Origin of the sequence: Gottfriedia luciferensis (assembly GCF_001712755.1) — a bacterium.
Lineage (GTDB): Bacteria > Bacillota > Bacilli > Bacillales > Bacillaceae_G > Gottfriedia > Gottfriedia luciferensis_B.
On the sequence record NZ_MDKC01000004.1, the window covers coordinates 39,484 to 53,210 of the forward strand.

Genomic DNA, 13,727 nt, shown 5'->3' on the forward strand with positions numbered 1-13,727 from the left:
TCAACTAGATCGTGCTTAAGGGAGCAATAAAATTAATGAGCTAATTCAAATATTTAATAAAACGATAGAAAAGTTCTATTGGAAATTACGTTGACTAAATATTCTGTCAGTGATAAAGTTTATAACAATTAATTCCTAGTTAACCTATAAGGAATGTTGGTTTTTTAAAAAAGGAGGGAACACGTTGAAGGATATTGTCATTATCTCTGCTAGCTCATCACCAAACTCAAGATTGAATGGCATACTCCAATTTGTAAAAGAAAAGTGGACTAATGAAGGTATTAAAGTATGCCAAGTAAATATTGGGGATTTGCCAACAGAAGCTTTAATTAAGAGCGATTTTAGTAATGAAGAAATTAAAGAAGCCCTTAATAAAATTGAGAATTCGATCGGGGTTGTTATTGCAGGACCAGTCTATAAGGCCTCCTATTCAGGTTTATTAAAAATATTTTTAGACTTAATTCCTCAGAATGGCTTGAAAAATAAAGTTGTCCTTCCTGTCTTCATCGGTGGTACAATTGCCCATTTACTCAGTTTAGATTATGCATTAAAACCAGTTCTCTCTGTTCTTGGGGGAAATCATTTTGTTACTGGTGTTTATGCAATTGATGATTGGGTAATAAGAGATTATCAAAATCATTTTTCATTATCTAATGAATTAACAGAGAGATTAAATAAAGCAGCTGAAGAATTATCAGAAGAGTTAATTTGGCTAGCAGTAAGACCCTAAAAAAATTATTCAGAAATGAGGAAATGGGAATGAAAAAGTTTGTGATTACACTTGTATCCTTGGCAGTCGTAGTTTTAATCATTACATTTGCTTTAAAAAATAAAGATAAAGAGGCAGCAACAGCTACTGATTCAAAAGTTCAAAGAATTGTTGTAGGTACTGGTACACAATTTCCAAATGTGTGCTTTATCGATAAAGATGGAAATTTAACTGGTTTTGATGTTGAACTTGTAAAAGAAATTGATAAAAGATTGCCAGAATACAAGTTTGATTTAAAAACATATGAATTTTCGAGCTTATTGTTAAGTCTAGAAACTAAGAAAATAGATTTTGTTGCTCATGAAATTGAAAAAAATCCAGAGAGGGAAGAGAAGTATTTATTTAACAAAGAAGCTTATGCGCATTGGAAAAATAAAATCGTTGTTGCAAAAGGGAATAATTCAATTCAATCAATTGATGACTTAAAAGGCAAAAAGGTATTAACATCCGCTACAAGTGCAGAAGCACAAATTCTTGAAAACTATAATAAAGAGCATAATAACGCTATTAAAATTGTTTATCAGAATGGTGGAGCAAATGATACTGTACAGCAAATTACTTCAGGACGTGTAGATGCTACAGTTGCTGCAGATTTTACCTTATCTTTGATTGATCCAAAAGGTGAATTGAAAACAGTAGGGTCAGCTTTGACTGAGGCTGATGTATTATTTGCCTTTAGAAAAAATGATACAAAAGATCAAAAATTAGCAGATGCTATTGACGAAGCACTATTAAAAATAAAAGCAGATGGAACACTTGCTAACTTAAGCAAAAAGTGGTTAGGTGCTGATTTTACAGAAAATTAAAGCTAAAACCAAAGGGTGAGAAGGAATGGGTGCTGATTTTAAAGCTGGATTGATCTTTGAATATTTTATTAAATTACTACCTTTTATAAAGATTTCGTTAATCATTGTAGGGAGTTCTATTTTAGTAGGGTTAGGTTTTGGCTTACTTGTAGCCTTACCTAGAATGTATAAGGTACCAATTTTTCAAAGAATCTCGCAAATATATGTTTCATTTTTTAGGGGAACTCCAATTTTAATTCAATTATTTTTAATTTATTATGGCGTACCTGAGCTATTAAAACTAGTAGAAGTAGATGTTAGTAGAATTGATGTTTTATATTTTGTCATTTTAACATACGGATTACACAGTGCGGCTTTTATTTCAGAAGGTATTCGTGCATCAGTTAGTGCTGTAGATAGAGGGCAAATTGAAGCAGCTTATTCTGTTGGAATGGACGGATATCAGGCTTTTAAGAGAATCATAGCACCACAAGCATTCGCTATATGGATCCCTATTTTAGGAAACTTATTAATAGGAACACTAAAAGATACATCATTAGCATTTACTCTCGGGGTAATAGAGTTAACAGGGCAATCACAAACATTAGGTTTACTAAATCGTCATTTTATTGAATCCTATCTTGCACTTGCTCTCGTTTATTTTATTTTAAGTGCCTTTCTTGAAAAAGGATTTATCTTATTAGAAAACCGGTTTGGAAAATATGAAAGAACAAGTGTTGAAAAGAAAGAAAAAACTTTTAAAATCCGTAACTTATTTGGAAAAATGAATCGGGATGTCGTTGCTGTGAAAGAAGGTACGAGATTATGAAACTAGATTTCTCATTTATTTGGGAGGCATTTATACAAATACTACCTGCAATTCCAACTACACTGTTCATAACTTTTTTGTCAGTCCTTATTGGGTTTGTAATAGGAACTTATACGGCTATTGTTCGTATTTATAAGGTTCCAATATTAAGTCAGGCAGCATCTAGTTACGTTACGATTATTCGAGGAACACCGATGATTACACACTTGTTAATTATTTATTATTCAATCTCAATGCTATTAGATTCACTTTCTAAACATTATCATTTTGCTTTTAATTCATCATCAATTCCTATGACAGCTTTTGCAATTATTTCCTTTTCTATTACAGCAGGTGCGTATTTATCTGAAGTGGTTAGAGCTGGAATTACAAATATCGATCGAGGACAAATTGAAGCTGCTTATTCGGTTGGTATGACAACAACACAAGCACTAAGAAGAATTGTATTTCCACAAGCCTTCGCTGTAAGTTTACCAAATTTATCAAATACATTTATTGGAATGCTGCATGGATCAACTTTGGCATTTATTGTTTCTGTTGTAGATATAAACGCAAAGGCACAAATTGTAGCTTCTACAAATTGGAAGTTTTTTGAGGCATATATTGCAGCAGCACTAATATTCTGGGGAATTACATTAGTCATTGAAAGAATGACGAGTTTATTAGAGAAGAGATTTAGCGTCTTTAGTCGAGGGGGAGTGAAATGATTACTTTAACGAATGTAACAAAGTCCTTTGGAAAAAATCATGTCTTAAAAGGTATAGATTTAACTGTTAATAAAGGCGAAGTCGTCGCAATTCTAGGTCCTAGTGGATCAGGAAAAACAACTTTACTTCGTTGTATAAATTATTTAGAAAAACCAAATAAAGGAAAAATTACAATAGACGATTTTAAAGTAGATTTTAGTCAAGCTTCAAAAACCGAAATTCTTTCATTGCGCCAGAAAACAGCTATGGTATTCCAACAATTTAACTTATTTAAAAATAAAACAGTAGTTGAAAATGTAATGGAAGGATTAGTAGTAGCTAAAAAATGGTCCAAGGAAGCAGCATACAAAAAAAGCGCTGAATTACTTGAGAAAGTAGGCTTAGGAAACAAGTTAGATTCTTACCCTCTACAGTTATCCGGCGGACAGCAACAAAGAGTTGGAATTGCTCGGGCGCTTGCTTTAAATCCAGAGGTCATTTTATTCGACGAACCAACCTCTGCTTTAGATCCTGAATTAGTAGGTGAAGTACTAGCGATTATACGAAAAATAGCAAAAGAAGGAATTACAATGATTATCGTCACACATGAAATGGCATTTGCTAGGGATGTTGCTAATCATGTTGTGTTTATGGACGGCGGCATAATTGTTGAAGAAGGGAATCCAAAGACTATCTTTCAATCACCTAAAGAAGAAAGAACAATTCAGTTTTTAAAACGATTTTCAGAGGAAGACATGTACTATATTTAAAAAAATGGAGGAAAGAATATGGGACTTAAATATGGATTCTTAGATCAAAGTATTATTTTTCCTGGTCAAACTGCAAATGAAGTACTTATAAACACTATAAATCTAGCAAAAGAAGCTGAAAGATTAGGATTTAATCGATTTTGGGTATCAGAGCACCACAATTCACAAGGAATTGCTGGATCATCTCCAGAAGTGCTTGTTTCACATATTCTTGCTAAAACTGAACGAATTTCTGTTGGTTCAGGTGGGGTAATGTTACAGCATTATAGTCCGTATAAAGTAGCAGAAAACTTTAATGTATTAGCTAATTTGTCACCAAGTAGAGTAGAACTTGGCATAGGAAGAGCACCGGGCGGATTTCCAAAATCTAGCCAAGAACTCCAAAAAAGCTTGAAAGAACCTCAATCTCTTGAAGAGAAAATTGATGAACTAGAAAATTTTTTATATCAGGATGCATCAGAAGTAAGTTCGTTTGATTCTTTACATGCTTCTCCATTACCACAGATTAGAGTTCCGCTATTTTTATTAGGAACAAGTGTATCAAGTGCTAAATTTGCGGCTAAAAAGGGCTATCCATATGCATTTGCATTATTCATAAATAATGACCCAGTGGCAGCAAAGGAAGCAATCAAGGCTTATAATAATTCCTTTAATCATCAAAGTGGTAGAAAAACAAAGTTTATTATAGCCTTGTCTACGATTGTAACTGAAACGAAAGAGGAAGCACTAAAATTATCAGATCAATTACAAACTGTGCGAGTTACATTAGGGAATGGGCAAATTGTAAATGTCGGCACGCTTGAGCAAGCAGAGATTTACGCTAAACAAGCTGGCCAAACCTATACTACAGAAGTTCGAGAGGCAGACGTTCTTAAGGGAACAAAAGAAACTTTTCAAAAAAGGGTTTTTGAATATCAAAATGAATTCGGTATTGATGAATTTATTTTTACATCATTAATTCCAGATTTTGAAAGAAGAGTTCGCTCACTTCAATTAATTAAAGAGGCTTTTACAGAAATAACAGTTTGACTTAACAGTTTAGGAGTTGAAGCCATGAAATTTGAAATATCTGATGCGCTACTTGAAAAGCTAATTCAAATAAGAAGGAGTTTACATGCAATTCCAGAGTTAGCGTTTGAAGAATATGAAACAACAGCGACACTTGTTCAACTTTTAACAGAGTATAACATACAAATCCTAACTTTACCGTTAAAAACTGGTCTTGTTGCAGAAATCGGTGATGTTCGCAAAGGTCCTACAATCGCAATTAGGGCAGACATTGATGCACTTCCAATTCAGGAGGAAACAGGATTACCTTTTTCATCAAAAAATCCGAATAAGATGCACGCTTGTGGACATGATTTTCATACAGTTGCAATCTTAGGTACAGCCATTTTATTGAAGGAAATTGAGAGTGAGCTGCCGGGAAAAGTACAGATTATATTTCAACCTGCAGAAGAAATTGGAAAAGGTGCATTAGAAATTATTAAAACAAATGTATTAAAGGATACAAAAGTGATTATTGGTATGCATAATAAACCTGATTTAACAGTTGGAACCATTGGGATAAAATCAGGTCCTTTAATGGCAGCTGCTGACGGATTTACTGTTGAAATAAATGGGAAATCGAGCCATGCAGCGGTACCGGAGGCTGGGCTAGATTCAATTCTTACTGCATCCCATATTGTTACGTCGCTTCAATCGATTGTGAGCCGTAATATTAGTCCACTTGAAAATGCAGTTGTAAGTGTAACAAAATTCTATAGTGGGAAAGCATCAAATGTGATCGCTGACAAAGCGGTTTTTAGTGGGACGGTTCGTACTTTTAAGAATGAAGTCAGACAGACCATTCAAAATCGATTAAATGAAATTAGTAAGTCTGTTGGTGTTGCTTTTAAAACAGATGTTCATACAAATTGGAATCCTGGTCCACCCCCTGTTGTTAATGATGAAAAATTAGCTCGAATTGCAAGAGATGTAGCAACTAAACAAGACTTACGTGTAATTGAACCGTCTGTATCTGCAGCAAGTGAAGATTTTTCCTATTATTTAGAAGAGATTCCAGGTTTATTCGTATTTTTTGGAACTTCAGGAAAATATGAGTGGCATCATCCTAAATTTGATCTTGATGAAAAAGCAATCCCGTTAAGTATAAGATTTTTTACAGATTTTTCTATCACAATACTGAATGAACTTTCAAAAAGTGTAGTCAAAATATAGGAGGACATACATGAGTACTTTATCAATTGAAATAAGTGAATTTAATCAACTTTATGATTTACTATCGCAAAAAACTTTCAATCTTTCAAAAGAGAAACTGCATTGGAAGAAAAATGAAAGATCGTGGAGTATTTTAGAAGTGCTAACTCATTTAGTAGATCATGCATTTGTAGTGAACTTTCGACTAAGGGAAGTTTTAGCTGGATCAAGTGTTCAATTACCTGCTTTTAATCAAGATAAATGGATTGCAGGGCAATATGCAAACGATGGAAATATTGTAGAAGTACTAGAAACATATCGTGTTATTTTATATTACAATAGTCAATTGCTTAAAAGACTAACAAGTGATGATTGGAAGAAGAGCGGAATAAACCCTCAAAATGCAATCGTTACAGTTGAAGACATAATTAAATCTTTTATGTCACATGTTCATCTTCATTTAAAACAAATACAACGTATTTTGTATGAATACAGCTTAGTTTAATTAGAGGAGGTAGGCTATGTCTTCAAATCGTTTAATTATTAGAGAGTCCCAACCAAATGAAATAGATAAAATAAAAAAAGTGTTAATCGATGCATATGAACAATATGCTGCTATTCTTTCAAAAGAACAATGGGAAAACTATAAAAATAGTATTATTGATGCAACTGATAACAGCCACACTAAGACAAAGCTTGTTGCGACTGTCGATAATGTTCTATTAGGTGCATGTTTTATCTATGACTCTGCTGAAAAAGCATATGGATTACCTGAGTTAGAGATTAATTACCCTATTATTCGCTTAATAGGTGTTTCCCCTAAAGCAAGAGGATTAGGGATTGCAACAGAATTAATAAAAGCAAGCTGCAATCTTTCATTAGAGTGGGGATCTGAACGAATCGTTCTTCACACATCAGATATGATGGAATCTGCCATAAAGTTATATGAAAAAATAGGGTTTAAACGGGCTAAACAATATGAGTTTATGAATGGAAATATACTCGTTAAGAGCTACGAACTTAATATTAAAGATACGGCAATATTAGCGAATTAATGGAGGGGAAAAAAATGACAGAAAGAAAAAAACTAAAGCTTGGAGCACTAGTTCATGGAGTAGGAGGCAGTATGTCTGGCTGGCGTCATCCAGAGGTTCAAACGGACGCAAGTGTAAATTTTTCCTATTACCAAGAGCAAGTGAAATTAGCTGAGAATGGAAAATTTGATTTAGTTTTTATTGCAGATGGATTATATATAACAGAAAAGTCGATACCACATTTTTTAAATCGCTTTGAACCAATTACCATCTTATCGGCATTAGCAGGAGTAACAAAGAATATAGGCCTAGTTGGTACGCTCTCAACTACTTATAGTGAACCATTTACTGTAGCGAGACAATTCATGTCAATTGATCATATAAGTAATGGGCGTGCAGGATGGAATTTAGTTACTTCTCCACTTGAAGGCTCTGCTAAAAACTATAGTAAAAATGGTCACCCTTCACATGATGATCGATATAAAATTGCAGAAGAGCACTTAGAAATAACTAGAGGTTTATGGGATTCTTGGGAAGATGACGCGTTTGTTCGAGATAAAGAATCAGGTGTATTTTTTGATCCAAAAAAGCTACACAGATTAAATTATGAAGGGAAGTATTTTCAAGTAGAAGGTCCTCTTAATATCGGACGCTCTAAACAAGGTCAACCAGTAGTGTTTCAAGCTGGATCTTCAGAGAGCGGTAAGGAATTAGCTGCTAAAGCAGCTGACGCAGTGTTTACTGGTCATGATAATATAGAAGAAGCTAGGCAATTTTATAAAGATGTAAAGGATCGTGCAGTAGCATACGGCAGATCAAAAGATGATATTGTGATATTCCCTGGAATTGCTCCTATAGTTGGCCGTACGGAAGAAGAGGCAGAGCAAAAGTATTTAGATCTTGTTAATCTAACTAGTATTGAAAATGCCTTGGATTATTTAGGGCGATTTTTTGAGCACCATGACTTTTCTCAATATCCATTAGATGAGCCATTCCCAGACATCGGTGATTTAGGGAAAAATAGTTTTAGAAGTAATACTGATAAGATCAAGAAAGAAGCAAAAGAGAAAGGGCTAACACTTAGACAGGTAGCATTACAGGCTGCTACTCCTAGAAGTGCATTTATTGGCACACCTGAAAAAATTGCTAATCTAATTCAAGAGTGGTATGAACAAGAAGCAGCTGACGGTTTAATGATTTATTCTGCAATTCCAAGTGCATTAAAGGATTTCACTGAACAGGTCATTCCACTATTACAAGAAAGAGGAATCTATCGCAAAGAGTACGAATCTTCTACTTTGAGAGGTAATTTAGGCTTACAAATACCTAAAAATCGACATATTGCTAGTCTAGTTAAAAACTAACTTCTTAAAATTTGGAATCACCATAAAGGTGGTTCTTTTTTTACTATATGCTTCAGATAAGTTATTAAGTAAAAATTAAGGATTCTATTACATAATGTAATTAAACAATATAAAGGAGTGGGATTAGTGATGGAAGATTTAGAATCAAATTTAGTAGAAAAAAAACAAAAAGCGAATTTGAAGAACCGTTCAACTACGGGTGCGTTTTCGCCTAAAGTCATTTCTATTTTATTAGTTATCAATTTAGTAATTGGCATTTTTACGTTAATTGGAGTTGGTTATTTAAGTTATAAAAATAATAATCGAACGGAAATGATGAGAAACTTCCGAAATGGAGGAGGCTTCCCACAAAATGGTGGCGGAGGTTATTTCAATCAACAACCAGGAGGATCATCAGGTAGCAGCAATTAAGGAAAAGCCAGAGTTATTGCACATATTAAGGATGATAAAACTTACAAGCTATAATCGGTAAACATGAACAAGAAACAGATATACAATTACAATTTTTAATCGAATCATTCGTACTTAGCTTATTTGGTGGTATGATAAGTGTAAGCGTAATAAAACTGTATTCAATTATTATCATTACATTTTCTCTATTAGTTGGGGTGATTTTTTTAGAGACCCTGTAGAACTTCAAATATGAGACCAATTCAAGCAGTACGATTTGAATATATAAAGGGGAGCGTTGTTATACGATGAACGCTTTTTTTTAGTCTAATGGAGGCAAAAAAGTGAGAATTTTAGTTGTAGAGGATCATATAGAAGTTTTAAATTCAATCGTTGAATTATTATCAAATGATTTTAAAGTAGATAAGGCGTTAGAAGGGGAAGAAGGCTTTTTCTTAGCGATGCAAAACATATATGATGTGATTGTATTAGATGTAATGCTGCCTGAGAAAAATGGTTTTGAAATTGTTAAGGATTTGAGAAAAGTAGGGGTACATACACCAGTTCTTTTTCTAACTGCCAAAGATTCACTAGAAGATCGTGTTGAAGGATTAAACTTAGGAGCGGACGATTATTTAGTAAAACCATTTCAAGGGCCAGAGTTACTAGCAAGAATCTACGCTTTACTTAGAAGAAGTGGTAAATTAACATTTGATAGTTCATTGAAGTATCAAGGAATTATTTTAAAAGGAAAAGAGCATCCTGTTGAAATAAATAATGAATCGATTCATTTAACAATTAAACAATATGAGTTACTAGAATACTTCATTCAAAACCAAGGTAAGATTTTAATGAAAGAACAAATTTTTGATAGAATTTGGGGATTTGATTCTGATACTACTGTTGCAATCGTTGAAGTATATGTACATCAGCTCCGAAAAAAACTAGAACCATTTAATTATGGTAGTATGATTAAGACTGTCAGAGGAATCGGATATATTATGAAAGATGACTAGGTGAAGAGATGTTTAAGAAAACCAAAATTCGATTAACGATTATAAATTCAGTAGTATTTATCTTAATAATAGGAATCCTTTCATTAATTATTTATTCATATACAAATAATCGTTTATATAAAGAAGTTGATCAATCACTTTTATGGAATATTAATCGTATACAAAATAGTGATAATCCAAACCGTTTACCAATTTCAAATCGCGATCCACGCGTTTTAATGATCATGTGGGATGAAAATAAAAAATTAGTAAATCCCATGCCTGGTATGAATGCGATTATTTTACAAGATGAACTTAAGTATCCTACAAAAATAAACGAAATTTATAATGATAAAATCGGTGATATGAATTATCGAACGATCTCAATTCAAGGTGAAACAAATCGAGGGAAAATTACACTGCAAATATTACGTAATATCGACTCGGAAAAGGATTTAGTTGATACATTATTAATCATATTAATCGTTGGTTGGATTTTGGGAAGTGCATTATCAGTTGTAGCAGGGTATATTTTGGCTGGACGTGCCTTAGTACCAATAACAAATGCGTGGCAAAAACAACAAGAGTTCGTATCAGATGCTTCTCATGAAATTCGAACACCTTTAACTGTAATTCAGTCTCGTTTGGAGTTATTGCTCAGAGAGCCAGATGCAACAATCGAAGAAAAGGCACAAGACTTTTCAATTATGTTAAAAGAAAATAGGCGACTTTCCAAACTAGTAGCAAGCTTATTAACCTTAGCTAGATCAGATTCAGGGCAAATACAATTAAATAAAAAAATATTCTCCTTAAATGAATTGCTAGAAGAAGTTGTTTCACACTTCACTGAAATCATTTCATTTCAAAGTAAAGAAATATTTTTATCAATTAAAGATACGTATTTTTATTTTGGTGATCAAGAAAGAATTCACCAATTACTTGTGATTTTAATTGATAATGCAATGAAATTTACAAACGAAAATGATACGATTCAAATTAGCTGTAAACAGGTGAAAAATAACTTTCTAATTAAGGTTATAGATAGCGGAGTCGGAATTAAAGAAGAAAACCTTCCTCGAATATTTGACCGTTTCTTCCAGGAGGATGTTTCACGTACATCCAAAAATGGAATTGGACTTGGCTTATCAATTGCAAAATGGATTGTTGAAGAACATGGTGGGAAAATCAAAGTTCAAAGTGAAAAAGGAGAAGGGACTAGTTTTGAAGTATCTTTACCAATTATGACCTCTTCAAAAAACAGTTAAATGCCAAGCTATCGTAGCCACTTAAGAAAGTCATTTGGTGATTTCCCCAAGAAGATAAAGTATATTTCCGACATTATTTCCTAAGAAATAACGTTAAACTACAATAAATTAATTATAAAATAGATTTAATGAAGAATTTTATACTAAGTAAGAAAATCTACTATGATATTAGTAGGTTTTTTTATTTGGATAGGGAAGAAATAATCAAGAAAAAGCTGTCCTTAATAAATGAAATTAAGCTATTTGTAGTAAGAAAGGAATCATTATATGTTAAATAGAATATTTATTTAAGTGAATATAAGTATAATTTTAAAGTTTTTTATATAATCGAGTGAGAAGTATACTTGGTAAATCTGTTTTTAGTGCTAGACTCCTATTGGAAATGCGGGAAGCCTGAGACCCTGCAGGAACGAGGAGGCTTAAGTCGCGCCCCGTGGAAAGCGATTCTTGTAGTGGAAATCAACACAATTTATTCACAGAAATTAAGACAAAGATTATATAAAAATCTAGTTCCTATTTTTCCTTGACCTGTTTAGAGGGCTGAAGCAATTTCAAAGTGATATTTTAAATGTACCTGTCGAGCGGCCTTTAATAAATGAAACAACAGCCTTAGGTGCAGCTTATTTAGCTGGCTTAGCAGTCGGATTTTGGAAAAACCGAGAAGAAATAGCCGGACAATGGCAAATGGATCGATGCTTGGAACAACAAATGACAACTGAATTAAGTAATGAGCTATATTCAGGCTGGAAAAAAGCAGTTCATGCAACTTTAGCATTTAAATAAGTAAACGGCTTAACTATTTTTTAATTCGAAACTCTAGGACCTTTCTACATGCAGATGTAATTGTAGCGGTCCTTTTTCATTTTAAATTGATTTTTTTTGTGTCGCTTTTTTATGACAACTAGAAAATTTGTTGAAGTGAGGTTTTACAATGGACGAACAATTTTCAAGTTTAAATAGGAAAAGGATTAAGAAAACATTAGCTGAAAAAGAGTTCGATTTATTAGTGATTGGTGGAGGAATAACAGGTTGTGGTATTGCACTTGATGCTACTACTAGAGGGATGAGTACGGCCCTAGTTGAGATGCAGGATTTTGCATCGGGTACATCTAGTCGTTCTACTAAGCTAGTTCATGGTGGTTTACGATATTTAAAACAGTATGAATTTAAAATGGTAGCAGAGGTTGGCAAAGAACGTGCAATTGTTTATGAAATTGGTCCACATGTGACTACACCTGAAAGAATGCTACTTCCCATATATAAGGGTGGGACTTTTGGTAAGTTTACTACTTCTATTGGCCTTAGATTATATGACTACCTAGCTGGTGTAAAAAAAGATGAACGAAAGAAAATGTTAAATCGAAAAGAAACGATCGAAAAGGAGTCATTAATTAAAAGAGAGGGGCTTAAAGCTGGAGGATATTACGTTGAATATCGAACCGATGATGCTCGCCTTACAATAGAAGTTATAAAAAAAGCAGTTGAACACGGAGCACAGGCAATCAATTATGTAAAAGTGACAGATTTCATCTATGAAAATAATAGAATAGTAGGAGTCAAAGCAATCGATTTAATATCGAAAGTACCTTTTACAATTCGGGCAAAGAGGATTGTTAACGCAACCGGACCATGGGTTGACCAACTTAGGGAAATGGAACGATTAGAAAGTGATAAAAATCTTAGACTAACAAAAGGGGTTCATTTAGTAATTGATCATAAAAAGTTTCCTTTAAATCAGTCTGTCTATTTTGATACGGTGGACGGTCGGATGGTCTTTGCCATTCCAAGAGATGGAAAGACTTATATTGGTACAACAGATACTTTTTTTGATCGAGATACCGCTAATCCAAAAGTAAGTAATGATGATAGGGAATATATATTAAATTGCGTTCAGTATATGTTTCCAACAATAAAGCTGGAAGATACTGACGTTGAATCAAGTTGGGCTGGCATTCGTCCTTTAATTTTGGAAGAAGGTAAGGATCCTTCTGAAATCTCAAGAAAGGATGAGATTTGGGAATCATCCTCTGGGTTAATTTCAATAGCTGGGGGAAAGTTAACAGGCTACCGGAAAATGGCAGAGACAATTGTAGACCTTATTACAAAAGATAAAGAAAATAGATTTAAAGAATGTCAGACTAAAACTTTACCAATATCCGGTGGCGATGTTGGGGGATCAAAAGGTTTTAATTATTTTAAAAAACGATTTTCATCTGCTGGTATTGCAATTGGATTAAATGAATCGGAATATAAAAGATTAAGTAAAATATACGGATCGAATATAGAACATTTAATGAATATATCATTTAGTGAATTGAAAAATGATTCTAATCTACCACTATCATTATTTTTACAATTAGAATATGGAATTCAAAACGAAATGATTGTAAAGCCAGTCGACTTTTTTATTAGGAGAACTGGATTTTTATATTTTCAAATTGATCTAGTTAATAAGTATAAAGACGAAGTGATTCGTTATATGGCGAATAGATTAAGCTGGAATAAGTACCAAATTTTAGAATATCGTTTGGAATTGGAAGAGCAAATAAAAAATGCAGTTTCTTCATCTGATGAATGATGTTTAAAATAGGTTCCGAAATTAGAATACCCAGACTGTTTGAAAGCGAGAATTCGTCAACAG

14 protein-coding genes and 1 pseudogene are annotated in these 13,727 nt (G+C 33.2%); all 15 read left to right on the forward strand.

Translation table 11 applies throughout. The annotated features are described in order from the left end of the window. Window positions 1-184 precede the first annotated feature (184 nt). The 15 genes and pseudogenes from ssuE to BED47_RS05805 all read left to right on the forward strand — a co-directional run bounded on the left by ssuE (window position 185) and on the right by BED47_RS05805 (window position 13,664). Window positions 185-730 (forward strand): NADPH-dependent FMN reductase, encoded by a 546-nt coding sequence (gene ssuE, locus BED47_RS05740; RefSeq protein ID WP_069032818.1) that lies wholly within the window; start codon window positions 185-187, stop codon window positions 728-730. A 29-nt stretch (window positions 731-759) separates the two neighbouring features. After that, window positions 760-1,575 (forward strand): transporter substrate-binding domain-containing protein, encoded by an 816-nt coding sequence (locus BED47_RS05745; RefSeq protein ID WP_069032819.1) that lies wholly within the window; start codon window positions 760-762, stop codon window positions 1,573-1,575. 25 nt (window positions 1,576-1,600) lie between these two features. After that, window positions 1,601-2,383 (forward strand): amino acid ABC transporter permease, encoded by a 783-nt coding sequence (locus BED47_RS05750; protein ID WP_069032820.1) that lies wholly within the window; start codon window positions 1,601-1,603, stop codon window positions 2,381-2,383. Further along, window positions 2,380-3,090: an amino acid ABC transporter permease gene (locus BED47_RS05755; protein WP_025569198.1), complete on the forward strand. Its 711-nt coding sequence runs from the start codon at window positions 2,380-2,382 to the stop codon at window positions 3,088-3,090. Before BED47_RS05750 ends, BED47_RS05755 begins: the two co-directional genes overlap by 4 nt. Beyond that, entirely contained in the window at window positions 3,087-3,839 is a 753-nt protein-coding gene (locus tag BED47_RS05760) for an amino acid ABC transporter ATP-binding protein (RefSeq protein ID WP_025569200.1), read from the forward strand. The genes BED47_RS05755 and BED47_RS05760 overlap by 4 nt, the downstream gene beginning before the upstream one ends. Window positions 3,840-3,857: 18 nt before the next feature. Continuing rightward, the gene (locus tag BED47_RS05765; RefSeq protein WP_069032821.1) at window positions 3,858-4,868 is read left to right on the forward strand and encodes an LLM class flavin-dependent oxidoreductase; all 1,011 of its coding nucleotides are present in this window, start codon (window positions 3,858-3,860) and stop codon (window positions 4,866-4,868) included. A 24-nt stretch (window positions 4,869-4,892) separates the two neighbouring features. Next, window positions 4,893-6,059 (forward strand): amidohydrolase, encoded by a 1,167-nt coding sequence (locus BED47_RS05770; protein WP_069032822.1) that lies wholly within the window; start codon window positions 4,893-4,895, stop codon window positions 6,057-6,059. A gap of 10 nt (window positions 6,060-6,069) precedes the next feature. Continuing rightward, window positions 6,070-6,543: a DinB family protein gene (locus BED47_RS05775; RefSeq protein ID WP_069032823.1), complete on the forward strand. Its 474-nt coding sequence runs from the start codon at window positions 6,070-6,072 to the stop codon at window positions 6,541-6,543. Between the two features lie 16 nt (window positions 6,544-6,559). Next, entirely contained in the window at window positions 6,560-7,093 is a 534-nt protein-coding gene (locus tag BED47_RS05780; RefSeq protein WP_069032824.1) for a GNAT family N-acetyltransferase, read from the forward strand. A 14-nt stretch (window positions 7,094-7,107) separates the two neighbouring features. Next, the gene (locus BED47_RS05785) at window positions 7,108-8,436 is read left to right on the forward strand and encodes an LLM class flavin-dependent oxidoreductase (protein WP_069032825.1); all 1,329 of its coding nucleotides are present in this window, start codon (window positions 7,108-7,110) and stop codon (window positions 8,434-8,436) included. A gap of 126 nt (window positions 8,437-8,562) precedes the next feature. After that, window positions 8,563-8,847 carry a hypothetical protein gene (locus tag BED47_RS05790; RefSeq protein ID WP_069032826.1) on the forward strand — a complete coding sequence of 95 codons (285 nt, stop codon included), beginning with the start codon at window positions 8,563-8,565 and terminating at the stop codon, window positions 8,845-8,847. A 323-nt stretch (window positions 8,848-9,170) separates the two neighbouring features. Then, a complete protein-coding gene (locus BED47_RS05795; protein WP_069032827.1) occupies window positions 9,171-9,842 on the forward strand; it encodes a response regulator transcription factor in 672 nt (223 codons plus the stop codon). Between the two features lie 8 nt (window positions 9,843-9,850). Then, complete coding sequence (locus tag BED47_RS05800; RefSeq protein WP_069032828.1) at window positions 9,851-11,086, forward strand: sensor histidine kinase; 1,236 nt, start codon at window positions 9,851-9,853, stop codon at window positions 11,084-11,086. Window positions 11,087-11,626: 540 nt separating this feature from the next. After that, window positions 11,627-11,869: pseudogene (locus tag BED47_RS23125) on the forward strand (glycerol kinase); the annotation flags it as partial. Between the two features lie 148 nt (window positions 11,870-12,017). Beyond that, entirely contained in the window at window positions 12,018-13,664 is a 1,647-nt protein-coding gene (locus BED47_RS05805) for a glycerol-3-phosphate dehydrogenase/oxidase (protein ID WP_069032829.1), read from the forward strand. Window positions 13,665-13,727 lie beyond the last annotated feature (63 nt).

Bases quoted from the DNA above. Each gene is read 5' to 3' on its own strand.
- BED47_RS05760 (WP_025569200.1), top strand. From the start codon at position 3,087: ATGATTACTTTAACGAATGTAACAAAGTCCTTTGGAAAAAATCATGTC.
- BED47_RS05775 (WP_069032823.1), top strand. From the start codon at position 6,070: ATGAGTACTTTATCAATTGAAATAAGTGAATTTAATCAACTTTATGAT.
- BED47_RS05755 (WP_025569198.1), top strand. From the start codon at position 2,380: ATGAAACTAGATTTCTCATTTATTTGGGAGGCATTTATACAAATACTA.
- BED47_RS05785 (WP_069032825.1), top strand. From the start codon at position 7,108: ATGACAGAAAGAAAAAAACTAAAGCTTGGAGCACTAGTTCATGGAGTA.
- BED47_RS05765 (WP_069032821.1), top strand. From the start codon at position 3,858: ATGGGACTTAAATATGGATTCTTAGATCAAAGTATTATTTTTCCTGGT.
- BED47_RS05770 (WP_069032822.1), top strand. From the start codon at position 4,893: ATGAAATTTGAAATATCTGATGCGCTACTTGAAAAGCTAATTCAAATA.
- BED47_RS05780 (WP_069032824.1), top strand. From the start codon at position 6,560: ATGTCTTCAAATCGTTTAATTATTAGAGAGTCCCAACCAAATGAAATA.
- BED47_RS05745 (WP_069032819.1), top strand. From the start codon at position 760: ATGAAAAAGTTTGTGATTACACTTGTATCCTTGGCAGTCGTAGTTTTA.
- BED47_RS05800 (WP_069032828.1), top strand. From the start codon at position 9,851: ATGTTTAAGAAAACCAAAATTCGATTAACGATTATAAATTCAGTAGTA.
- BED47_RS05750 (WP_069032820.1), top strand. From the start codon at position 1,601: ATGGGTGCTGATTTTAAAGCTGGATTGATCTTTGAATATTTTATTAAA.
- BED47_RS05805 (WP_069032829.1), top strand. From the start codon at position 12,018: ATGGACGAACAATTTTCAAGTTTAAATAGGAAAAGGATTAAGAAAACA.